The 22,757-nt window shown below is 64.2% G+C and carries 21 protein-coding genes and 2 pseudogenes; 15 read left to right on the forward strand and 8 right to left on the reverse strand.

All coding sequences use genetic code 11. From position 1 onward, the window contains the following. The first annotated feature begins 9 nt into the window (after positions 1-9). The 8 genes and pseudogenes from xerC to ACR9ZC_RS26210 all read left to right on the forward strand — a co-directional run bounded on the left by xerC (position 10) and on the right by ACR9ZC_RS26210 (position 8,625). Positions 10-939, forward strand: coding sequence for a tyrosine recombinase XerC (xerC, locus tag ACR9ZC_RS26175; RefSeq protein ID WP_481582489.1), 930 nt, complete (start codon positions 10-12; stop codon positions 937-939). Positions 940-1,044: 105 nt separating this feature from the next. After that, a pseudogene (locus ACR9ZC_RS26180) lies at positions 1,045-1,398 on the forward strand (23S rRNA (cytosine(1962)-C(5))-methyltransferase RlmI); the annotation flags it as partial. Between the two features lie 102 nt (positions 1,399-1,500). After that, positions 1,501-2,331 (forward strand): annotated as a pseudogene (locus tag ACR9ZC_RS26185) (class I SAM-dependent rRNA methyltransferase); the annotation flags it as partial. Positions 2,332-2,461: 130 nt separating this feature from the next. Then, positions 2,462-3,535, forward strand: coding sequence for a CobW family GTP-binding protein (locus ACR9ZC_RS26190; protein WP_331567862.1), 1,074 nt, complete (start codon positions 2,462-2,464; stop codon positions 3,533-3,535). A gap of 503 nt (positions 3,536-4,038) precedes the next feature. Then, the gene (dksA, locus tag ACR9ZC_RS26195; RefSeq protein ID WP_173255829.1) at positions 4,039-4,458 is read left to right on the forward strand and encodes an RNA polymerase-binding protein DksA; all 420 of its coding nucleotides are present in this window, start codon (positions 4,039-4,041) and stop codon (positions 4,456-4,458) included. A 379-nt stretch (positions 4,459-4,837) separates the two neighbouring features. Continuing rightward, complete coding sequence (gene hslV, locus ACR9ZC_RS26200) at positions 4,838-5,374, forward strand: ATP-dependent protease subunit HslV (RefSeq protein WP_331567863.1); 537 nt, start codon at positions 4,838-4,840, stop codon at positions 5,372-5,374. A gap of 7 nt (positions 5,375-5,381) precedes the next feature. Further along, on the forward strand, positions 5,382-6,719 hold the full coding sequence (hslU, locus tag ACR9ZC_RS26205) for an ATP-dependent protease ATPase subunit HslU (protein ID WP_331567864.1): 1,338 nt from the start codon (positions 5,382-5,384) through the stop codon (positions 6,717-6,719). Between the two features lie 172 nt (positions 6,720-6,891). Continuing rightward, entirely contained in the window at positions 6,892-8,625 is a 1,734-nt protein-coding gene (locus ACR9ZC_RS26210; protein ID WP_481582490.1) for a carboxylesterase/lipase family protein, read from the forward strand. Positions 8,626-8,748: 123 nt separating this feature from the next. Here ACR9ZC_RS26210 and ACR9ZC_RS26215 read toward each other — a convergent pair whose 3' ends face one another. The 4 genes from ACR9ZC_RS26215 to ACR9ZC_RS26230 all read right to left on the reverse strand — a co-directional run bounded on the left by ACR9ZC_RS26215 (position 8,749) and on the right by ACR9ZC_RS26230 (position 11,075). Beyond that, positions 8,749-8,964, reverse strand: a complete 216-nt coding sequence (locus tag ACR9ZC_RS26215; protein WP_481582491.1) for a hypothetical protein — start codon at positions 8,962-8,964, stop codon at positions 8,749-8,751. A 61-nt stretch (positions 8,965-9,025) separates the two neighbouring features. Then, positions 9,026-9,568 carry a response regulator transcription factor gene (locus ACR9ZC_RS26220; protein WP_173255832.1) on the reverse strand — a complete coding sequence of 181 codons (543 nt, stop codon included), beginning with the start codon at positions 9,566-9,568 and terminating at the stop codon, positions 9,026-9,028. Beyond that, positions 9,565-10,830 (reverse strand): ATP-binding protein, encoded by a 1,266-nt coding sequence (locus tag ACR9ZC_RS26225; protein WP_481582492.1) that lies wholly within the window; start codon positions 10,828-10,830, stop codon positions 9,565-9,567. The genes ACR9ZC_RS26220 and ACR9ZC_RS26225 overlap by 4 nt, the downstream gene beginning before the upstream one ends. Before the next feature lie 8 nt (positions 10,831-10,838). Continuing rightward, entirely contained in the window at positions 10,839-11,075 is a 237-nt protein-coding gene (locus ACR9ZC_RS26230; RefSeq protein ID WP_481582493.1) for a cysteine-rich CWC family protein, read from the reverse strand. Between the two features lie 210 nt (positions 11,076-11,285). Between ACR9ZC_RS26230 and argB the strand changes: the two genes are divergently transcribed. The 7 genes from argB to ACR9ZC_RS26265 all read left to right on the forward strand — a co-directional run bounded on the left by argB (position 11,286) and on the right by ACR9ZC_RS26265 (position 18,058). After that, the gene (argB, locus tag ACR9ZC_RS26235) at positions 11,286-12,185 is read left to right on the forward strand and encodes an acetylglutamate kinase (protein ID WP_481582494.1); all 900 of its coding nucleotides are present in this window, start codon (positions 11,286-11,288) and stop codon (positions 12,183-12,185) included. Between the two features lie 66 nt (positions 12,186-12,251). Further along, positions 12,252-13,016, forward strand: coding sequence for a pyrimidine 5'-nucleotidase (locus tag ACR9ZC_RS26240; RefSeq protein WP_481582495.1), 765 nt, complete (start codon positions 12,252-12,254; stop codon positions 13,014-13,016). Beyond that, positions 13,003-13,686 (forward strand): nucleoid occlusion factor SlmA, encoded by a 684-nt coding sequence (slmA, locus tag ACR9ZC_RS26245; RefSeq protein WP_331571192.1) that lies wholly within the window; start codon positions 13,003-13,005, stop codon positions 13,684-13,686. The genes ACR9ZC_RS26240 and slmA overlap by 14 nt, the downstream gene beginning before the upstream one ends. 250 nt (positions 13,687-13,936) lie before the next feature. Then, positions 13,937-15,097, forward strand: coding sequence for a homoserine O-succinyltransferase MetX (gene metX, locus ACR9ZC_RS26250; protein WP_331571194.1), 1,161 nt, complete (start codon positions 13,937-13,939; stop codon positions 15,095-15,097). Next, complete coding sequence (gene metW / locus ACR9ZC_RS26255; RefSeq protein WP_481582496.1) at positions 15,094-15,726, forward strand: methionine biosynthesis protein MetW; 633 nt, start codon at positions 15,094-15,096, stop codon at positions 15,724-15,726. Before metX ends, metW begins: the two co-directional genes overlap by 4 nt. 38 nt (positions 15,727-15,764) lie before the next feature. Beyond that, positions 15,765-17,051, forward strand: a complete 1,287-nt coding sequence (locus ACR9ZC_RS26260) for an AmpG family muropeptide MFS transporter (RefSeq protein ID WP_481582781.1) — start codon at positions 15,765-15,767, stop codon at positions 17,049-17,051. Beyond that, the gene (locus tag ACR9ZC_RS26265) at positions 17,048-18,058 is read left to right on the forward strand and encodes a M48 family metallopeptidase (protein WP_481582497.1); all 1,011 of its coding nucleotides are present in this window, start codon (positions 17,048-17,050) and stop codon (positions 18,056-18,058) included. Before ACR9ZC_RS26260 ends, ACR9ZC_RS26265 begins: the two co-directional genes overlap by 4 nt. Before the next feature lie 19 nt (positions 18,059-18,077). On the opposite strand, the gene ACR9ZC_RS26270 is transcribed toward ACR9ZC_RS26265, so the two are convergent. From ACR9ZC_RS26270 to gatA, 4 genes are all read right to left on the reverse strand, one after another. Then, complete coding sequence (locus ACR9ZC_RS26270) at positions 18,078-18,851, reverse strand: exodeoxyribonuclease III (RefSeq protein WP_481582498.1); 774 nt, start codon at positions 18,849-18,851, stop codon at positions 18,078-18,080. A 65-nt stretch (positions 18,852-18,916) separates the two neighbouring features. Then, positions 18,917-19,756 (reverse strand): PPK2 family polyphosphate kinase, encoded by an 840-nt coding sequence (locus ACR9ZC_RS26275; RefSeq protein ID WP_481582499.1) that lies wholly within the window; start codon positions 19,754-19,756, stop codon positions 18,917-18,919. A gap of 39 nt (positions 19,757-19,795) precedes the next feature. Next, on the reverse strand, positions 19,796-21,271 hold the full coding sequence (gene gatB, locus ACR9ZC_RS26280) for an Asp-tRNA(Asn)/Glu-tRNA(Gln) amidotransferase subunit GatB (protein ID WP_481582500.1): 1,476 nt from the start codon (positions 21,269-21,271) through the stop codon (positions 19,796-19,798). Then, positions 21,268-22,755: an Asp-tRNA(Asn)/Glu-tRNA(Gln) amidotransferase subunit GatA gene (gatA, locus tag ACR9ZC_RS26285; RefSeq protein ID WP_481582501.1), complete on the reverse strand. Its 1,488-nt coding sequence runs from the start codon at positions 22,753-22,755 to the stop codon at positions 21,268-21,270. Before gatA ends, gatB begins: the two co-directional genes overlap by 4 nt. Positions 22,756-22,757: the final 2 nt, after the last annotated feature.

Genomic DNA, 22,757 nt, shown 5'->3' on the forward strand with positions numbered 1-22,757 from the left:
CGAAACGCCATGCAGCCGGCCGATACGGACCTGATCGCCGCCTACCTTGCGAGCCTCGCTCATGGACGGCGCCTGTCCGAGCACACGCTGCGCAGCTATACGCACGAGCTTCAGGGCTTGACCGCGCTCGCCAACGGCCGCCCGCTTGCGAGCCTTTCGGCTACGGATATCCGTTCGGCAGTCGCACGCGCGCATAGCGGCGGCTTGTCCGCGCGCTCGATCGCGCATCGGCTGTCGGCCTGGCGCGCGTTTTACCGATGGCTCGCGGAACGCATCGACTTGCCGGCCAACCCGGTAGCCACGGTACGTGCGCCGAAACAGCCGAAGCGCCTGCCCAAAGCGCTGTCCGTCGACGACGCCAACGCGCTGATGGAAGCCGCCTCGCCCGAAAGCGGCGAAGGGCTGCGCGACCATGCGATCCTCGAGCTCTTTTATTCGTCGGGATTGCGCTTGGCCGAACTGGTTGGGCTCGATGCCGGGTTCGCCGAGGGCGATGGATATCGTTCGGCGGGCTGGCTCGCTCTCGATACCGCTGAAGTGACGGTTCTCGGCAAAGGCAAGCGGCAGCGCACGGTACCCGTCGGCAAAAAGGCCATCGAGGCGCTCGAGGCCTGGCTCGCGGTGCGCGAGCAGTTCGTCAGGCACGACCCGCACCCGCTGTTTCTTTCGGTGCGTGGCGCGCGTATGTCGCCGAACGTCGTACGCGAGCGCATCAAGCGCGCCGCCCGTACCGCGGGGATTCCGGCGAACGTCCATCCGCACGTCCTGCGGCACTCGTTTGCAACGCATCTGCTGCAATCGAGCGGCGACCTGCGTGCCGTGCAGGAGTTGCTCGGCCATGCGAGCGTGGCGGCGACACAGATCTACACCTCGCTCGATTTTCAGCATCTCGCGCAGGTCTATGACACAGCGCATCCTCGCGCGAAAAAGCGCGACTAGTTGCAATCGATCGCAATGGGCCGCGGAGGCTCGGGTCGACACCCGATCCCCGGCTCACCTGCCGGTTCAGCCGAACCGGCAGCGATAACTCGTTTCTCATACCGCATGAATACCGTAACGCTCAAACCGTCGAAGGAAAAATCGCTGCTGCGCCGTCATCCGTGGGTGTACGCGAACGCCATCGAGCGGATCGACGGCAAACCCGCCTCGGGTGCGACTGTCGTCGTACGCGCGCACGACGGACGCTTTCTCGCGCGCGCCGCCTACAGTCCACACTCGCAGATCCGCCTGCGCGCCTGGAGTTTCGACGAAGCCGAACCGATCGATCACGCCTTTTTCAAGCGCCGCGTCCAGCAAGCGCTCGCGCATCGCCGATCGTTCGTACCTGACACCGGCGCCGTCAGGCTCGTCTTCGGCGAAGCGGACGGCCTGCCCGGCCTCATCGTCGACTATTACGTTCCCGATCTGGCAATGGCCGGCGGCCCAGCGCCGGCAGATCCAAACCCGACGCTCGCTACGCGGGCAAGCCGCCTGCCGCTGCCCGGCGACGAGGCCGCAGCACATGGCCAGCTCGTCTGCCAGTTCATGGCGGCCGGCGTGGAGGCGTGGAAAGATGCGATCGTCGCCGCTCTCACGGGCGCAACGGGCTGCCCCAACGTCTACGAGCGTTCCGACGTCTCGATCCGCGAAAAAGAAGGGCTCGCGCAGACGACGGGTGTCCTCGCCGGCGCTGCGCCCGCCGATACGCTCATCGTCGACGAAAACGGCGTGCGCTATCGCGTCGATGTCCGCAACGGCCACAAGACGGGCTTTTACATCGATCAGCGCGAGAGCCGAGCGCTCGTGCAGGAGTACTCCGCCGAGCGCGACGTGCTCAACTGTTTTTGCTATACGGGCGGCTTTTCTCTGGCCGCACTGAAGGGCGGCGCACGGCGTGTCGTATCGATCGATTCGTCGGGCGAGGCGCTCGCGCTCGCACGCGCAAACGTTGAGGCGAACGGCTTCGACGCCGCACGCGCCGAGTGGCTCGACGCCGACGCGTTTCGCACGCTGCGGCGTCTGGCCGACGAAGGCGAGCGCTTCGACCTCGTCGTGCTCGATCCGCCGAAGTTCGCTCCCGCCCGCGAGCATGTCGACCGGGCGGCGCGCGCGTACAAGGACATCAACCTCTCCGGTTTCCGGCTGCTGCGTCCGGGCGGCCTGCTTTTCACCTACTCGTGCTCGGGCGCGATCGATGCTGAGCTGTTTCAGAAGATCGTCGCTGGCGCCGCGTCCGACGCGCGGGTGGATGCCCGCATCCTCAAGCGGCTCGGCACCGGCCTCGATCACCCGCTGCTGGCTTCGTTTCCGGAGGGCGAATACCTGAAGGGGCTGCTGTTGCAAATTCTCTGAGCGCCCGCATCTGTTCCGCGCGAGAGCGCTCCGAGCGGGACGTCCCGCTTGACAGGTATGCTTCAATATTTCCAGGCCAGGGTGCCGGGCTGTACCGGCCCCGATTTCATCGAACAACAGGCGAGTCACAATGATTCCAGTCACCATCCTGACCGGCTTTCTCGGCAGCGGCAAAACCACGTTGCTCAAGCGCATCCTGAGCGAAAAGCATGGTATGAAGATCGCCGTGATCGAAAACGAGTTCGGCGAAGAGAACATCGACAACGAAATCCTCGTACAGAACGAAGCCGAACAAATCGTGCAGATGAGCAACGGCTGCATTTGCTGCACGATCCGCGGCGACCTGGCCCGCGCGCTCGGCGACCTGGCGGAGCGCAAGCGTTCGGGCGAAATCTCGTTCGACCGCGTCGTCATCGAAACGACGGGTCTCGCCAATCCGGGCCCCGTTGCCCAGACGTTTTTCATCGATACCCAGATTGCCGACGAGTTTCTGCTCGACGCGATCATCACCCTCGTCGACGCGAAGCACGCAAACGCTCAGCTCGACGAACACGAGGTGGTGCAACGCCAGGTCGGCTTCGCCGACCGCCTGTTCCTCACGAAGGCCGATCTCGTCGACGAAGCCACGCTGGGCGATCTACGCCACCGGCTCGTTCATATGAACCCGAAAGCGACGATCAAAACCGTGAACTTCGGCGACGCCGATATCAAGGAGATCTTCGATCTGCGCGGCTTCAACCTGAACGCGAAACTCGAGATCGATCCGGACTTCCTGGCCGAAGACGACCACGAGCATCACGATCATGACCATGACGGCCACGATCATGCCCATTGCGATCACGACCATGGCCAGTGCGAACATGACGGGCACGAACACGGGCACCACCATCATCACGCCCATCACGACGACCGGATCAAATCGTTCGTCTATCGCAACGACCGGCCTTTCGATCCCAACAAGCTCGAGGATTTTCTCGGTGGCGTGCTGCAAATCTACGGCGAGCGGCTTTTGCGTTACAAGGGCGTGCTCTATATGAAGGGCGTGGACCGCAAGGTCGTATTCCAGGGCGTGCATCAAATGATGGGCAGCGATCTGGCGGCCAAATGGCTGCCGGTGGAGAAAAAGACCAGCAAGATGGTCTTCATCGGCATCGATCTGCCGCAGGACTTGATCACCGACGGTCTCGATGCCTGTTTGGCGTGAGCGTGTACGATACCGCTCGCAGCTTGCACCCGGAGTTCGCTTTTTATAAATTCGCGCGTTATATTTTCGTGCTATTAGGGCCGCGCAGCAGGGTTTTCTCTGTTGCAGCGCGCAAGGGCGATTCAGTTACAATACGTGCCCGCTGGACCTTGACCAGTAAGCAGCGAAGCCCGCGCCCCATACGCGCGGGGCGTAGCGAACGGCGCCGGAAAACCTGATCCGGGCAACGCCGAACGAAAATGACAAAGCGGAATGCCGGGCGAAACCCCGGGCGACACGGCGCTTCGTGCCGGTGTCGCCCCAGGAAGGAGTGCCCGGCAAGGGACACCTCATCGAAACGGGAGTGCATCCAAGGATCGGTTTCCAGAGGAGTTCGGCCCCGCACGGGCGCTGGCCGTCAAGACTGCCAGACATGCCGAGTGGCGCACAGTGCGCTGCTTGCGGGCAACACGAAAGTGCGGGCAATATGTATGGGTTTTGCCTCACATTGAAGAAGCACGCAGATGACGACGAAACGACTCTTGACCGAAGCCGAAATCCTGAAGATGAGCGACAAGGATTACATGAATGAAGACCAGCTCGCCTTCTTCAAGAACCGGCTCGAACAGCTGCAGGCAGAGATTCTGCGCAATGCCGGCCAGACAACCGAGAACCTTCGCGAAACGGTGATCGTGCCGGATCCGGCCGATCGCGCGACGATCGAGGAAGAGCATGCGCTCGAGCTGCGTACGCGCGACCGCGAGCGCAAGCTGCTGAAGAAAGTGCAGCAATCGCTGGCTCGCATCGAAACGGGCGAGTACGGCTGGTGTGAGGAAACGGGCGAGCCGATCGGCATTCCGAGGTTGCTGGCACGTCCCACGGCCACGCTGTCGCTCGAGGCGCAAGAGCGCCGCGAGCTGCGCCAAAAGCTGTTCGGCGACTGACCGGACCAGACCCGCGCGGCGATGAAGGCCGCGCGTCTTGACGCTGCTTCGAAGAGGCGCGCGGCATCCCGCGCGCTTTTTCTTTGTCGACCGCGGTAAGTGCCTCGGCACTTCCGCAGTCCGATTCCTACTGAAGAACACCCCTTTTTGCCCGCCCGCTCGCCATCTCGCGCGAAAGCGCGTTGCGGCGCCCGCGGGGCGGCAATCCACGCGTACCTGCTGCGTTGGCTCTTGATAAAGCCGCACTCGCCCTAAAATGAATCCGACGTGCGTCATCCGCGAGCCGCGGCGCCGTTGTGACCGCAGCTCGTCCACCACCCGATTCCTCCGTCCGGCGCGTGTTGCCGGCGGTGCTTTCGACGTTTTTGAAGGAACGAGAATGGAGCAATTTCACGGCACGACGATCGTTTCCGTGCGACGCGGCAGCCAGGTCGCGCTCGGCGGCGACGGCCAGGTCACGCTTGGCAACATCGTCATGAAAGGCGGTGCGAGGAAGGTCCGGCGCATATACAACGACAAGGTGCTCGTCGGCTTCGCCGGCGGCACGGCCGACGCGTTTTCGCTGCTGGACCGCTTCGAGGCGAAGCTCGAAAAACACCAGGGCAATCTGACGCGCTCGGCCGTCGAACTCGCCAAGGACTGGCGAACCGACCGCATGTTGCGCCGCCTCGAAGCGATGCTGATCACGGCCGATGCACAAACGACGCTCGTCATCACCGGCAACGGCGACGTGCTCGACCCGGAGGGCGGCATTTGCGCGATCGGCTCGGGCGGCGCCTATGCGCAGGCCGCGGCCCGGGCGCTCGCTGAAAACACCGATCTGTCCCCGCGCGATATCGTCGAGAAATCGCTCTCGATTGCCGGCGACATGTGTATTTACACCAACCATAACCGCGTCATCGAGACGATCGAGTGAGGACACGATGAGCACTATGACACCGGCCGAGATCGTCTCGGAGCTCGACAAGCACATCATCGGACAGAACAAGGCCAAGAAAGCCGTCGCTGTCGCCCTGCGCAACCGTTGGCGCCGTCAGCAGGTTGCCGAGCCGTTGCGCCAGGAAATCACGCCCAAGAACATTCTGATGATCGGGCCGACGGGAGTCGGCAAGACCGAGATCGCGCGGCGGCTGGCCAAACTGGCCGACGCGCCCTTCATCAAGATCGAAGCCACGAAGTTCACGGAGGTCGGTTATGTCGGCCGTGACGTGGACAGCATCGTGCGCGATCTGATCGAAATCTCGCTGAAGCAGACGCGCGAATTCGAGATGCGCAAGGTGCGTTCGAAGGCGCAGGACCAGGCCGAGGACCGCGTTCTCGACATCCTGCTGCCCACCGCGCGCCCGGTGGGTTTCGGTTCCCATTCGAGCGAGGCGGGTGAAGACAACGCCACGCGCCAGACCTTCCGCAAACGGCTGCGCGAAGGGTTGCTCGACGATAAGGAGATCGAGCTCGACGTCGAACTGCCGCAAGTCGGCATGGACATCATGGGGCCGCCCGGCATGGAGGACATGACCGAGCAGATCCGCTCGATGTTCGCCAATCTCGGCGGCGGCAAGAAAACGCGTCGCAAGCTGAAGGTCAAGGAAGCGCTGAAGGTGCTGACCGACGAAGAAGCGTCGAAGATGCTCAATGAGGAAGAAGTCAAGGCGAAGGCCGTCCAGAACGTCGAGCAAAACGGTATCGTGTTTCTCGATGAGATCGACAAGATCGCTTCGCGCGGCGAAGTGGGCGGCGGCGAGGTGTCGCGTCAGGGCGTGCAGCGCGACCTGTTGCCGCTCGTGGAGGGCACGACGATCAATACCCGCTACGGGATGGTCAAGACCGATCACATCCTTTTCATCGCGAGCGGCGCTTTTCATCTATCGAAGCCGAGCGACCTGATTCCGGAATTGCAGGGCCGTTTTCCGATTCGCGTCGAACTCGATTCGCTGTCGGTCGAGGATTTCGAATCGATTCTCGTGGCCACCGACGCGAGTCTCGTGAAGCAGTATCAGGCGCTGCTTGCCACCGAAGAAGTCGAGCTCGAGTTCGGCGAGGACGGCATTCGGCGCATGGCGGAAATTGCGTATTCCGTGAACGAACGCACGGAGAACATCGGCGCGCGGCGGCTTTACACGGTCATCGAAAAGCTGCTCGAGGACGTGTCGTTCTCGGCCGGCAACCACACCGGCAAGAAGGTGCGCATCGATGCGGCGTACGTCGATAAAGCGCTGGGCGATGTAGCACAAAGCGAAGATCTGTCGCGCTACGTGCTTTGAGTCGAATGGCGGGATGGCCGCGACGGCCGTCCCGCCTCGCTACTACGCACCGTTATTCCGTCTGATTCGAAAAATCGAGACGAGCCCCGATTATTTCGACATCAATGATCGAGCCTCCCACCGGACGGTGGGGTCGTAGACCCACAGTTCAACCACAAAAGGAGGCAAGACTGTGAGAGTTTCGTTCGATCGTGTCACCCATCGTGCCGTTGTTGCGGCGCTCGCCGCCAGCGGCTCTCTCTTGTGCATCGCTCCCGGGGCTCATGCCGCCCGCGCGCCACTAGCCCCCGAAGTCCGGCTGACCGACGGCGTCGTCGAAGGCATCAAGATGCGTGGTCAGCATAAAGACATCCGCGTGTTTCGCGGAATTCCGTATGCGGCACCGCCCGTCGGCGAGTTCCGCTTTCGCGAGCCGCAGCCCGTCGCACGCTGGGCTGGCGCATTGCAAGCCCGTCAGTTCGGGCCTCGTTGCATGCAGGCGCCTGTCACCGGGGCCGCCAAGCCGGATTTCCGCTCGAAGGAGATGAGCGAGGATTGCCTCTACCTGAACGTCTGGACGCCGGCGAGCAATGCGGACGCCAAACTGCCCGTACTCGTCTATTTCCACGGCGGTGGATTCGTCTCGGGAGATGGCTCGGAGCCTCGCTATGACGGCACGGCCATGGCTTCGCGCGGCGTCATCGCCGTGACGGTCAACTACCGGCTCGGTGTATTCGGATTCCTGGCATCGCCCGATGCCACAACGGAATCCTCGAACGGTGCGATCGGCAACTACGGTCTCCTCGATCAAGTCGCCGCACTGCGCTGGGTACGGGACAATATCGCGCAGTTCGGCGGCGATCCGACGAAAGTGACGATCGCCGGCAATTCGGCCGGCTCGGTCGCGGTCAGCGCTCACATGGTCTCGCCGCTCTCGCGCGGGCTCTTTGCCGGAGCCATCGGCGAAAGCGGCGGCGCATTCGCGCCGAACCGCCTCTGGGCGCGGGAGCAGGCAGTCGCGGCGGCGACTCAGTTCTCGACGCGCGTCGGCGCAACATCGCAGCAGCAACTGCGCTCTTTGCCGGCACGCACGCTGCTGGCGGCGTCCACCCAGCTCAAGTTCGCGCCGGGCTCGGCGATTTTCTGGCCGCATGTCGATGGCCACTTCCTGCCTGCGTCGCCCGAACAGGTGTTCGCCAGCGGCGGGCAAGCGCAGGTGCCGCTGCTCGTGGGATCGAACGCCCAGGAACAGCCTTTCACGGCGCTGCTCGGCAAAGCGGCCCCCACGCCGGAGGCTTGGCGGGAAGCGATTCAAACGCACTTCAAGGATCACGCGGAAGAAGTCCTCGCGCATTACCCCGGCAACGATACCGAAGAGGTCAAGCATGCGGCGGCCGCGCTGGCAGGGGATCTGTTCGTCAACCACAGTACGTGGCGGTGGATGGATCATCATCGGCAGACGGGCCAGTCGCCCGTCTTCTATTACCGCTATACCCAACCTCTGCCGCCGGAGCTGAAAGCGTCGTCCGAGCCTGCTCAGCCGGACCAACCCGCGCCCGGGGCGGCGCATAACGCGCAGGTGGCCTACTCGCTGGGCAACCTGGAACACTTGCGGCACTACGCGTGGACGGCGGCTGATTACGACGTTTCGCGCGTGTTCTCGCGTTATATCGAGCAGTTCGTGAAGACGGGCAATCCGAACGGTGCAGCGTCAGGCGAGGCGGCAACGGAACAAGGCGTAGTGGCCACGGCGGGCTCCGTGCCGGATTGGGGCGCCGTTCGTACCGATAATCGCGGGATGTTGCAACAGATCATCGGGGAGAACACCCATGCTTCGTGGGATCGCAGCGCACCGCGGCAAGGGTTGATCCAGCGCCTCGTCGAAAGCGGGCAATTGAACGACTTCGCGCTTCCCATCCCTCAATAGCAGGCGTCTGTCATCCTGTAGCGCAGCCGTCATCCCATAACGGCTGCACCAGACCGGGCGTCGACGAGCGGGTCGACGCCCACCACAGCCCGCTGCGGCAGCTTCGCCGCTCATGCTTCTTCTTCAATCGCGGCGATACTTGCGCGCATATCGCTCCCTGACGAAGCGGCTGATGTAAGTGCTCAGTCCCGAGCCGGCGCGCGCGAGGCGCTGCATTTCGGCCACATCGTTGGCGCCTGTGCTTTGCGCGGTATACAAGTAGACCCAGCCGTCCTCGAACTCGACGGCGATGCGCTCCCGTCCGATCTCATACGACACGACGCCCGATCGGCCACTCACATTGCGGTAAATCTCCATCGCCGGTCCCTTCGCATGCGCCCAGAGCAAGTCGCAAACTGCGCTACTGCTTCACCGGCCGCTTCGCCAGCTTCCTTTGCAGCGTCCGCCGATGCATATTGAGCGCCCTCGCCGTGGCCGAAATGTTGCCGCCGTTCTCGGCCAGCGCGCGCTGAATATGCTCCCATTCGAGCCGCGCCACCGAAAGCAGCGCCGGGCTTTCGAGTGCCGCTTCCGCCTGCTCGACGCTCGCTTCTTCCTTCAGCGCGCTCAAGATCGACTCGATATTGGCAGGCTTCGCAAGGTAATTGTCTGCCCCATCCTTGACCGCTTGCACAGCCGTCGCGATGCTCGCATAGCCGGTCAGCACCAGCATGCGCGCGTCGGGCTGAAGCTCGCGCAGCGGCGCGACGAGGTTCAAGCCGGAATCGCCGCCCAGATGCAGATCGACCGTGATCAGATCGAACTTGTGCGCATTGGCAAGCTGAATCGCCTCCTGCGCGTTATGCGCCTGATGAACCTCGTAGCCGCGGCGCGTCAGACCGCGCGCAAGAATGCCCGAGAATACTTCGTCATCGTCGATGACGAGAAAAGGGGTGTCGCTCATCGTAGGGTCTCCCTGGAATCGGATGAAGAAGAGGCGGCGGGCACACGCAGAATCGCGCGCGTGCCTCGCGGCACACCATCGGCCAGCTCGATCGAGCCGCCCAGGCGCGCCGCCGCCGAAAACGCGAGATAAAGCCCGACGCCATGACCGCCTTGGGCGCTATCGACCGGCGTCGCGCCGAGTTGCGCACGCAGCGCGGGCGCGATGCCGGGCCCGCAGTCGCGCACTTCGAATTCAATGACGCCCGCCGACACCATCGCCGCAAGCGTCACGCTGTCGCGACTCACGCGCGCCGCGTTGTCGAGAAGGATGGTGAGGATCTGCCCAACGGCCGTCGTATCGTCGACCCACGCTTCGGCGCACGGTGCGCCGAGCCGCTCGTATTTCACGTGGGGATGGCGCAGCCGCCATTGCTCGGAAAAACGGCCCAACCATTGCTCGAGATTTTCGCGATGCGAAGATTCGGAGGCACGGCTGCGCAGCCGTGCGAGCGCCGACGTGCAAAGCGTCATCTGCTGCTCCAGCAGATCGAGGTCCGGCGCATAGGGCGCGAGGCCCTTGTCGTGCTGGGCTGACGCGCGCAACTCCTCGGTCAGCATGGCGATCGTCGAAAGCGGCGTGCCCATCTCGTGCGCGACGGTTGCCGCCTGCACCCCGAGCGCCACGGCGCGCTCGTCGCGCAAGAGCCGCTGCTGCGCCTCGCCGAGCGCGGCGTCGCGCTGGCGCAGCGCATTCGACATGCGTGCGACGAACCAGGCGATGAGCCCGACGCTCACCATGAAGTTGACCCACATGCCGGCGCGGTAGTAATCGAACAGATTGGCGGGGTTGTCCATATTGAGCGGCACGGAATCGAAGCCGAGCGCGACGTAGCAACACATCGCAAAAATCGCCAGCCAGATCATGTGCCGCCAGGGCAGCACCGCGGCGGCGATCGCAAGCGAGGGCAGATAAAGCGAAACGAATGGATTCGTCGTGCCGCCCGACAGAAAGAGCAGCCCCGAGAGCGCCGCGAGATCCACCCAAAGCTGGCCGAGCAACTCGAGATCGGTTTCCGGCCGGGCGCTGGCGACGCGAACCCAGGTCAACGCATTGAAAAGCACCTCGAGCCCGATGATCGCGAGCATCGCCGGCAGCGGCAGATGGACGCCGAAGAACTGCTCGACGACGGCGATCGTCGCAAGCTGACCGATGATGGCCAGCGAGCGGAGCCAGAACAGATGGGCCAGGTTCACGCGGCCGGTATTGGTGATTCGGTGCATCGAAAGACTCAGTCGGGAAACGCAGGCGTGGGCGGGCAGCGCGGCGCGCTCGCTTCGGCGAGACACCGCGGGCACAGGCACCCACACCCCGGTACGAGCCGCTCGGCCGCCACCGGCGGCAGCGAAGCACACCAGCACTCGAGGGGCTTCGCATCGCGGCCGCAATCGAACGGCGTACCGCACCGGGGACACCGGACAGGGCGCGCCGCCGCGCACTCGGGCGATTTGTGCTGCGAACGGCTCATGACGATTGCCCGCAAAAAACCGAAACATGGACGACAAGTGCATCATGCCAGCGTTCCCGGCACGGCGCATGCGTGCCCTCCCGCCAAGCCGCATGCGGCCGTGGGACCTGCGACCAAAAACCGCGGAACATAGCACCAGTCCTGTACAATTCGCCCTGTTTTCGCCTGTCCCACTCGTTCGAACCCCTGTTGCCTGCCGAGCTTGCCGCCATGTCCGAGCTTCACGACCTCGCCCAGATCGCGCCTACGCTGAAAGCCGAAATACTGGCCGAGGCCCTGCCTTATATCCGTCAGTACCACGGCAAGACCGTCGTCATCAAATACGGCGGCAATGCGATGACGGAAGAGAGGTTAAAGCAAGGATTCGCACGCGATGTGATCTTGCTCAAACTTGTCGGCATCAATCCCGTCATCGTGCACGGCGGCGGCCCCCAGATCGATCAGGCGCTCAAGAAGATCGGCAAGCAAGGCACGTTCATCCAGGGCATGCGGGTGACCGACGAAGAAACGATGGAAGTCGTCGAATGGGTGCTGGGCGGCGAAGTCCAGCAGGACATCGTCACGCTCATCAATCACTTCGGCGGCCAGGCCGTAGGTCTGACCGGCAAGGACGGCGGCCTCATCCATGCGCGCAAGCTGATGATGCCGGATCGGGACAACCCCGGGCAGTACGTCGATATCGGCCAGGTGGGTGAAGTGGAGGCGATCAATCCGGCCGTCGTGAAGGCGCTGCAGGACGACGCGTTCATCCCCGTCATTTCGCCGATCGGCTTCGGCGAGGACGGCCTGTCGTACAACATCAACGCGGACCTCGTGGCCGGCAAGCTGGCCGTCGTTCTCAATGCCGAAAAGCTCGTCATGATGACGAACATCCCCGGCGTCATGGACAAGGCCGGCAATCTGCTGACCGATCTGTCGGCACGCGAGATCGACGCGCTTTTCGCCGACGGCACGATCTCGGGCGGCATGCTGCCGAAGATCGCCTCGGCGCTCGACGCCGCTAAAAGCGGCGTGCGCTCGGTACACATCATCGACGGCCGGATCGAGCACTCGGTGCTGCTCGAAATTCTGACCGAGCAGCCGTTCGGCACGATGATCCGCTCTCACTGAGGCCACGAGCGCGGCTCGGCTGCCTGCGGCCCCGGCGCGCCGCGCCGCCCCCTGCCCGCCCACGTCATGCCAATTCCCGTTTCCCGCCGGCGCCGTCCCGCACATCGCGGCGGCGGCCCCGTCTGGCTGTTCGATCTCGACAACACGCTCCATAGCGCATCGCACGCGATCTTTCCGTCGATCAACGAGGGGATGACGCGCTACATCATCGACGCGCTCGGCATCGGGCGCGCCGAAGCCGATGAATTGCGGCTCGCCTATGTGCGGCGCTACGGGGCAACGCTGCTCGGCCTCGCGCGCCATCATCCGATCGACCCGCACGAATTCCTGCGCGTGGCGCACGCAATGCCCGAACTGCGCCAGATGCTGCGCGCCGAGCGGGGGTTGGCGCGCCTGATCGGCGCGCTGCCGGGCCGGAAGATCGTGTTGACCAACGCGCCCGAGGGCTACGCGCGGGCCGTGCTCGATGAACTCGGCATCGAGCGCCTGTTCGAGCGAGTCATCGCGATCGAACATATGCGCCGGCGCGGCCAGTGGCACGCGAAACCCGATCTCGCGATGCTGCGCCACGTGTTGCGCGCCGCGCGCGTGCGGCTCGCCGAAGCCGTGCTCGTGGAAGATACGCGCTCCCACCTGAAGCGCTACCGGCGCCTCGGCATCGGCACCGTGTGGATCGTCGGACACCTCGTCGCACCGGTGCGCGGCGCGGGCGGCGAGCGCCGCGCGGCTCGAATGCCCGGTACAGGACGCCCCCACTATATCGATAGCCGCATTCGTTCGCTAAAATCGCTCCGACGGGTCATCTCGCGGAGCTCCCATGCGCTCGACTGAACGGCAAGCAGCGATCCTCGACGGCGAGGCCGAAGGTGTAGCGAACCCCGTGGGGGCCGGCAAAGCGCCGCGCATGAAACCGGGCGAGCGGCGCGTGCATATCCTGCAGACGCTCGCCACGATGCTCGAAGCCCCGAAGGGCGAGAAAATCACGACGGCGGCGCTCGCCGCCCGGCTCGGCGTCTCCGAGGCAGCGCTTTATCGGCAATTCGCGAGTAAGGCGCAAATGTTCGAAGCGCTGATCGAGTTCATCGAAAGCACCTTTTTCGGGCTCATCAACCAGATCGCGGCCAAGGAGCCGAACGGCGTGCTGCAGGCGCGCGCGATCGGCGTCATGCTGCTGAACTTCGCGGCCAAAAATCCCGGCATGACACGGGTGCTGACGGGCGAGGCGCTCGTCGGGGAGCACGAACGCCTGAGCGCGCGCGTCACGCAGATGCTCGAACGCGTGGAGACCTCCGTGAAGCAGTGCCTGCGCGTCGCGCTCATGGAGGCGAACCAGGGCGCGCACGACGCGGCCGCGCCGCTGCCGGCCGACTACGATCCCGCGCTCCGAGCCAGTCTGCTCGTCAGCTACGTGCTCGGCCGCTGGCACCGCTATGCGCGAAGCGGCTTTGCGCGCGCGCCGGCCGAACACGCCGAAGCCGAATTGCGGCTGATTCTCCAATAGCGCAAGCACCGGATTTCCGCTATTCTTTGCCGTCTGCTTGCTGGATGCGGCCCCGGTCATGGGGTACCGTGTCGGGTGGCTCGAGGGTTCGAGCTCAAGCTGCGCGCCGATTTGTCGACTTGATTGCGGGCGCGCGAATCCCCCCGAAATGGGATTCACTATAAATGCGGCTAAAGAGGTCGTCAGCCGCGCCCGCCTTGCCCCGCGCATCGCCGACACCATTTAGCCGCCCTGTCATGAGGCGGAATGAATGGAATCGATCGGTATCGTCACGCCACAACGTATGCAGTTCAATGAGCCGCTCGCGCTGCAAAACGGCAGCACGCTCGCAGGCTACGATCTCATGGTCGAAACGTATGGCACGCTCAACGCCGCGCGCTCGAACGCGGTGCTCGTCTGCCATGCGCTCAATGCCTCGCATCACGTCGCAGGCTTCTATGCGGATCAACCCAAGGACATCGGCTGGTGGGACAACCTCGTCGGCCCCGGCAAGCCGCTCGATACGAACCGGTTCTTCGTCATCGGCGTGAACAACCTGGGCTCGTGCTTCGGCTCGACGGGGCCGATGAGCATCGATCCGGCCACCGGACGCCCGTATGGCGCGAGTTTTCCCGTCGTGACCGTCGAGGACTGGGTCAACGCGCAAGCGCGCGTGGCCGATGCGTTCGGCATCGAGCGTTTCGCCGCCGTCATGGGCGGCAGCCTCGGCGGCATGCAGGCGCTCGCCTGGAGCACGATGTATCCGGAGCGCATCGCGCACTGCATCGACATCGCTTCGACGCCGAAGCTTTCGGCACAGAACATCGCGTTCAACGAAGTGGCGCGCTCGGCGATCCTGTCCGATCCGGATTTTCACGGCGGCGACTACTACGCTCACGGCGTCAAACCGAGGCGAGGCCTGCGGGTCGCCCGCATGATCGGGCATATCACCTACCTGTCCGACGACGACATGGCGACGAAATTCGGCCGAGCGCTGCGGCGGGAGAACGGCGAGAACGGAGCCGCCGGTGGCGCCGCCTACAACTTCAACTTCGAGGTCGAATTCGAAGTGGAGTCGTACCTGCGCTATCAGGGCGACAAGTTCGCCGATTACTTCGATGCGAACACCTACTTGCTGATCACGCGCGCGCTCGATTATTTCGATCCCGCCCGCGCTTTCGGCGGCGATCTGACGGCCGCGCTCGCCGCGACGCGCGCGAAATATCTGGTCGTCAGCTTCACCACCGACTGGCGCTTCGCGCCGGCGCGCTCGCGCGAGCTCGTCAAGGCGCTGCTCGATCACAAGCGGCAAGTCACTTACGCGGAAATCGACGCGCCGCACGGTCACGACGCGTTCCTGCTCGACGACGCGCGCTATCACAATCTGCTACGCGCCTATTACGCGCGCATTGCCGAGGAGGTCGGCGCATGAACCAGTCCGCAATCGATTCGCTCGCCACACGCGCCGATTTTCGCGCCATCGCGCGCTGGGTCGAGCCCCGCTCGACCGTGCTCGACCTCGGCTGCGCGGACGGCACGCTGCTCGCGCTGCTCACCGAGGAGCTCGAGGTGCGCGGCTACGGCATCGAGATCAACGACGCCGGCGTGCTGGCGTGCGTCAAGCACGGCGTGAACGTCATTCAGCAGAATCTCGAAGATGGCCTGCGACTCTTCGAAGACGACAGCTTCGATTTCGCGATCCTCTCGCAAACGCTGCAGACGATCCATCAAACGGCGGCGATCCTGCGCGAAACGGTGCGCGTCGGCAAGGAATGCATCGTCTCCTTTCCGAATTTCGGTTACTGGCCGCATCGCCTGTCGGTGCTGCGCGGACGCATGCCCGTTTCGCGTTCGCTGCCTTATCAATGGCACAACACGCCGAACGTGCGCGTACTGACGATCGAGGATTTCGAAGCGCTCGCGCCCGTTGTGGGAATCGAGATCCTCGATCGCGTCGTCCTGCATGAAGGCCGGACGGTGCGCTGGGGCCGAAACTGGCGTGGTAGTCTTGCGGTCTATCGCGTGAAGCGCGCCGCACCGGGTGTTCCGTCCCCGGGCTGACGCCGCACCAATCCGAGAGGCCGCCTATCAAACGAGATATTCCGAACCCGCCGCACGAGCATGCCCCGCTGGGCGCTCACGAGGACCATCCCGGCTGGCGGGCATTCCTGAACCGGCACATGCTGATTTGCGTCTTTCTCGGCTTCACGTCGGGATTGCCGCTTTTTACGCTCGTCTATCTCGTACAAGCCTGGCTGCGCTCCGAAGGCGTCAATCTCAAGGAAATCGGCCTGTTCGCACTGATCCAGTTTCCCTATACGTGGAAGTTCGTCTGGGCGCCGTTGATGGACCGGTACGTCCCACGGCTGCCGGGCTGGCGTCCGGGGCGCCGTCGTGGCTGGATGCTCGTTACTCAGTTGCTCGTCGCCGGCGCGATCGCGGCGCTCGGGTTCGTGTCGCCTCGCGAGGAAATCTGGACCGTCGCGGCACTGACGGCGCTCGTCGCGTTTTTCGGTGCGAGCCAGGACATCGTCATCGATGCCTATCGCCGCGAGCTGCTCGCCGATACCGAGCAGGGACTGGGCAACGCGATACATGTGAATGCCTACAAGGTCGCGGCGCTCATTCCGGGCTCGCTTTCGCTGATCCTTTCCGATCATCTGCCGTGGACCGTCGTGTTCGCTGCCACCGCCGCATTCATGCTGCCGGGCATCGTCCTGACGCTCGTGGTGAAGGAGCCGCAGGTCAGCGGTAAGCCGCCGAAAAACCTGCGCGCGGCTATCGTGGAGCCATTCACCGAGTTCATTTCGCGCGACGGCTGGAGCGCAGCGCTGCTGATCCTCGCGTTCATCTTCCTCTACAAGCTCGGGGATGTGATGGCGACCACGCTGTCCACTTCGTTCTTTCTCGACATAGGCTTCGACAAGACCGCGATCGGGGTGATCGCCAAAACGACGGCGTTCTGGGCAAGCCTCGCGGGCGGCATCATCGGCGGCGCCTGGCTCGTGAAAGTCGGCATCGCCCGTGGGCTTTGGGTGTTCGGCGTGGTACAGATCGTCTCCACGCTCGGCTTCGCCTGGCTGGCCAAGATCGGCCCGTCGCCCGCGGCACTCGCGCTCATCTATGGGTTCGAGACATTTGCCACGGGTTTGACGCTGGCAGCCTTCACGGCCTACATCGCCAGCACCACCGATCCGCGCTACACCGCGACACAATTCGCGCTGTTCACGAGCCTCGCTTCCGTTCCACGAACGCTTGCCTCGGCGGCGAGCGGTTACATCGTTACGGAAATCGGCTGGTTCGACTATTTCTTTCTCTGCGCCTTGCTTGCGGTACCCGGCATGCTGCTATTGCCGAAAGTTGCCCCATGGAGTTCGCGCGCATGAAGCGAGGGGCCACCTCGCGCCGTTCGCGCCACTGCACGGGGCGGCCCCTCGTGCGAATACCCGCGCTGGCATCGGCTGCCCTCGCGTTGCTGGCGGCACAACCGGTGCAGGCCGCCAATCCCGGCGCCAGCTCGGCGGCGAATCCACCGGCCGCGGCACCCGCCCCGGCATCGAGCGCACTCGCGCCGAATGCGACCGTGCGTTTCGGCAGCGGCCCGACGTTCCGCAGCCTCATTCCGTCGCCGCTTCTCGAAGCACAGTCGGCCGTCGAGTACACGCAGTTGATCGAGCGGGCGCGCGGCGAGGGACGTCTGCTGCCGGCGAGCGACCCGCGCGTCGAGCGCGTGCATTCGATCCTCATGCGCGTGGCGCCTTACGGCGATAAATGGAGCGAGCGCGTCAAGGATTGGCGATGGGAAGTCAACGTCGTACGCTCGCGCGAGATCGGCATGTTTTGCCTGCCGGGCGGCAAGCTCGTCGTCTATAGTGGCCTGCTCGATCGCATGCGTCTCAAGGACGACGAACTCGGCGTACTGTTCGGCCACATGATCGCCCACGCGCTGCGCGAGCAGGTGCGCGACCGGCTCAGCGCCCAACAAGCGACACCGTTCGGTACCGATCCGCTGCCGCAGCTGTTCGGCGTGACCGAGTTCGACGGCTCACCGTCCCAGGCGCCGGGCCTTGGCAGTCCGATCCTGGCCATGCGCTACGATGCGACCGACGAAACGGAGGCCGACGTGATCGGCGCCGACATCGCGGCGCGCGCCGGCTTCGATCCCCGCGCGGCGCTGTCGCTCTGGGACAAGCTGGCCGACGCGACACGCGGCGACCGCGGCACCGGCTTCATTCACATCCACCCTTACAGCGAAGCACGCAGGCTCGATATCATCAAGCGCCTGCCCGACATGCTCGCGCAGTACGCGAAAGCGCGCGGCGTCGACCCCGACCGGCTGCCCGACTACCCCGGCGTCAAATCGCCGAAGGCGCGGCCTACGCGCGATCGTTGACCGCGACGCCCCGTCGCGATCAGCCCCAGTGATCGTAATCGACGGTAAGCGGCGCGTGATCGCTGAACTTGATGTCGCGGAAGATGGAGGTCCGTTTGGCCTTCGCGGCAATACCGGGTGTCGCGATCTGATAATCGATCCGCCACCCGACGTTCTTGGCGTAGGCTTGGCCCCGGTTGCTCCACCACGTGTATTGCTCGGGGCGCGGATCGAGCGTGCGAAAGACATCGACATAACCGACTTCGTCGAACAGCGTCGTGAGCCATGCCCGCTCCTCGGGCAGGCAACCAGAGTTCTTCTGGTTGCTCTTCCAGTTCTTGATGTCGATTTCCTTGTGGACGATATTGACGTCCCCGCAGAGAATGACCTCGCGCGATTCGCGCAGCTTGGCGAGATGCGGCATGAATTCGCCCATGAAGCGGTACTTGGCCTGCTGGCGCTCGTCGCCGCTCGAGCCGGACGGCACATACACCGAAACGATCGACAGTTCGCCGAAACGCGCTTCGACATAACGACCTTCCGGATCGAATTCCGCGCTGCCGAACCCGATGACGACATCGTCGGGCTTGCGCCGCGTGTAAAGGCCCGCGCCGCTATAGCCCTTTTTGACGGCGTGCTGGAAATAGCCCGTGAAATCGTGCGGCGCAAGGAACTCGGGCGTCATGTCTTCCTGCGAACACTTGACTTCCTGTACGCACAGAACATCGGCTTCCTGTTTGCCGAACCATTCGAAGAAGCCCTTTTTCGCGGCAGACCGAATGCCGTTCAGGTTGGCGGTAATCACGCGCAGCATGCTCGTTTCCTTTCGTTGCTCGTTGTTCGTTGATTCGACTGCGGCCCGCGATACCGAGGCACGCGTCAGACGACGGTCACGCCGGTGAGGGACGCCTTGGCGGGCGGATACTCGAGCGAAAGACTTTCGAATACGCGCAGCAGCAATGCCGCCACCATCACGTTCCGATGCGATTTCGAGTCCGCCGGCACCACGTACCAAGGGGCGTAGTCGGTCGATGTGGCCGCCAACGTGTCGCGGTACGCCTTCTGGTAGTCATCCCATTGTTTGCGCGCATCCAGATCGGACACGTCGAATTTCCAATGTTTGGTCGGGTCGTCGATGCGCGCCTGCAGGCGGCCGCGCTGCTCTTCCTTCGAGATGTGCAGGAAACACTTGAGAATCGCCGTCCCGGAATCCGCAAGGAGCGCTTCGAAATGACGGATATGGCGCGTGCGGGCGGCGAACGCCTCGTCGTTCAGTTGTCCGTGCACACGCGGCACGAGCAGATCCTCGTAGTGGCTCCGATTGAAGATCGTCAGCTCGCCCGCCGCGGGCGCGTGGACATGCACGCGCCAAAGAAAGTCATGCGCGGCTTCGTCGAGTGTCGGCGCCCGAAACTGCACGATGCGCAGGCCCAGCGGGTCGACCTCGTGGAACACCGCGCGAATCGTGCCGTCCTTGCCGCTCGTATCCATGCCCTGCAAGATCAGCAGGACACGCTCGCGGCGTTGCGCGTGCAAGCGCTCCTGCATTTCGTCGAGTTGGACGGCGAGCGCCGCCAGCCGCTCGCGATCGGCCTGCTTCGAGCGGGCGGAGAACGGCTTGCCGGCCGGGTCGAAGTCCGTCAGATCGAAGGCGTCGTTTTTCTTGCCGCTGTCGAAGAAGGGGACTCGGAAGTCGTCCAGATGCACTTGTTTTGCCATGACTTCATTCACGCCTTTCGAAGCCGCCGCCGTACCGCCTCATGAGAGCTTCTTCTTCAGTAGCTCATTGACCTGCTGCGGATTGGCCTTTCCTTTCGTCGCCTTCATCGCCTGCCCGATCAGCGCGTTGAACGCCTTTTCCTTGCCGGCCCGATACTCGTCGACCGATTTCGGATTGGCCGCCAGCACTTCGTCGATGATCGCTTCGAGTGCGCCCGTATCGGAGATCTGCTTCAAGCCCTTGGCTTCGATGATGCGGTCCGCCGCAGCGTCGTCGGTCGCCTTCTCGTCCCAGATCGCGAGGAAGATCTCCTTGGCGATCTTGTTCGATATGGTGCCGTCGGCGATCCGTTGCAGCACGAGCGCCAACTGCGCCGCCGACACCGGGCACGCGCCGATCTCGAGACCATCGCGGTTCAGTTGCGACGAGACCTCGCCCATCAGCCAGTTCGCGGCCGTTTTCGCCTGCGAGGCGCCCAGCTTCGCCACGACAGCCTCGAAGTAGGCCGCCATTGCCTTGCTCGATGTCAGTACGCCCGCATCGTAGGGCGTCAACCCGTACTGCTGCACGAACCGTTCCTGCATCGCGGCCGGCAATTCGGGCATTTCGAGCTTCACGCGCTCGATCCAGCCCGCATCGATCATAAGCGGCATCAGATCCGGGTCGGGGAAATAGCGATAGTCGTGCGCGTCTTCCTTGCTGCGCATCGAGCGCGTCTCGCGCTTGTCCGGATCGTAAAGACGCGTCTCCTGAACCACGGTGCCCCCGTCTTCGATCAGTTCGATCTGCCGGCGCACCTCGTATTGAATCGCCTCTTCGAGAAAACGGAAAGAATTGAGGTTCTTGATCTCGGCGCGCGTACCGAACTGCTCCTGACCTACCGGGCGCACCGAAACGTTGGCATCGCAGCGGAACGAGCCTTCCTGCATGTTGCCATCGCAAATGCCCAGCCAGACGACGAGCGCATGGAGCGACTTCGCGTAAGCGACGGCCTCCGCCGCGCTGCGCATGTCGGGCTCCGTCACGATCTCGAGCAGCGGCGTGCCGGCACGGTTCAGATCGATACCCGTCATGCCGGCGAAATCCTCGTGCAGCGACTTGCCGGCATCTTCCTCGAGGTGCGCGCGCGTCAAATGGATCGTCTTTTCATAGGCGGCGGTGCCCGTCTTCTCGTTGGCCGGAACCTGGATCGTGATCGCGCCGCCCTGCACGACGGGGATTTCGTACTGGCTGATCTGGTAGCCCTTGGGCAGATCGGGGTAGAAGTAGTTCTTGCGCGCAAAAATACTGCGCGGCGCGACCGTCGCGCCGACGGCCAGTCCCAGGCGAATCGCCCGCTCGACCGCACCCTTGTTCATGACCGGCAACACGCCGGGCAGCGCCAGATCGACGGCGCATGCCTGCGTGTTGGGTTCGGCGCCGAAGCGCGTCGAGGCGCCCGAAAAGATCTTGGAGGCCGTCGAGAGCTGCGCGTGCGTCTCGATGCCGATTACGACTTCCCATTGCATGGTCATGCCTCCGGCGCTCGTTGGTGCCAGTCGGTCGCGCGCTGATACGCGTGAGCGATCTGCAACATACGGGCCTCGTTGAAGTAATTGCCGATGATCTGCAAGCCCACCGGGCGCTTCGCGCCCGCACCGGCGCCGAAACCGCAAGGCACGCTCATGCCGGGCAGGCCGGCCAGGCTCACCGAGAGCGTGTAGACATCCGCCAGATACATCTGCACGGGGTCGTCGCCTTTTGCGCCGATATCCCATGCGACCGTCGGCGCGACGGGCCCCATGATGACATCGCAGTGATGGAAGGCTTCCTGGAAATCCTGCGCGATGATGCGGCGAATCTTCTGTGCCTGCAGGTAGTAGGCATCGTAGTACCCGTGCGAGAGCACGTACGTGCCGACGAGAATGCGGCGCTTGACCTCGGGGCCGAACCCTTCGGCGCGCGACTTCTTGTACATATCGAGAAGGTCGCCGTACTGAGCCGCGCGGTGACCGTAGCGCACGCCGTCGAAACGCGACAGGTTCGACGAGGCCTCGGCCGGCGCGATCACGTAGTAGACCGGGATCGACAGCTCGGTCTTCGGCAGCGAAACGGGCACGAGCGTCGCGCCGAGCGCCTCGTACTCCTTGAGCGCTGCATCGACGGCCGCGCGGACGTCATCGGCCAGACCGGCGCCGAAATACTCGTTCGGCAAGCCGATACGCAGGCCGGCAAGCGGTTTGTCGGCGCTGCCCGACGCACCCCAGGGCTTGTCGAGATAACGCCCGAAATCCTCGTCCTCTCTCGCGAGGCTCGTGGAATCGCGTTCATCGAAACCGGCCATCGCATTGAGCAGCAGCGCGCAATCCGCGGCGCTCTGGGCCATGGGCCCGCCCTGGTCCAGCGACGACGCGAACGCGATCATGCCGTAACGCGACACGCGGCCGTAGGTGGGCTTGATGCCGGTCACGCCTGAAAACGACGCCGGCTGACGGATCGAGCCGCCCGTATCGGTGGCGGTCGCGGCGGGCGCGAGCCGGGCGGCGACGGCAGCGGCCGAGCCGCCCGACGAGCCTCCCGGTACGGCTCGCGTATCCCACGGATTACGCACCGGCCCGAAGGCGGAGTTCTCGTTCGACGAACCCATCGCGAATTCGTCCATGTTCGTCTTGCCGAGCGTCACCATGCCGGCTCGCGCGAGCCGCTCGACGACGGTCGCATCGAACGGGCTCTCGTAGCCCGCGAGCATTTTGGAGCCGGCCGTGGAGTGCCAGCCGCGCGTCACGAACACGTCCTTGTGGGCCACCGGCACCCCGGTGAGCGGGCCGGCGTCGCCCGAGGCGATACGGGCGTCGGCCGCGCGCGCGGCCTCGAGCGTGCGCTCCGGCGCGACTTCGATGAAGGCGTTCAATTCGCGCGCGGATTCGATGCGCTCGAGAAAGAGCTGCGCGAGCTCGACGGCCGAGATCTGCCGCGTCGCGAGCGCGCGGGAGAGCTCGGTCAAACTGTTGGCGTGCATGT

This window comes from Trinickia sp. HAY1-2D (assembly GCF_056754935.1).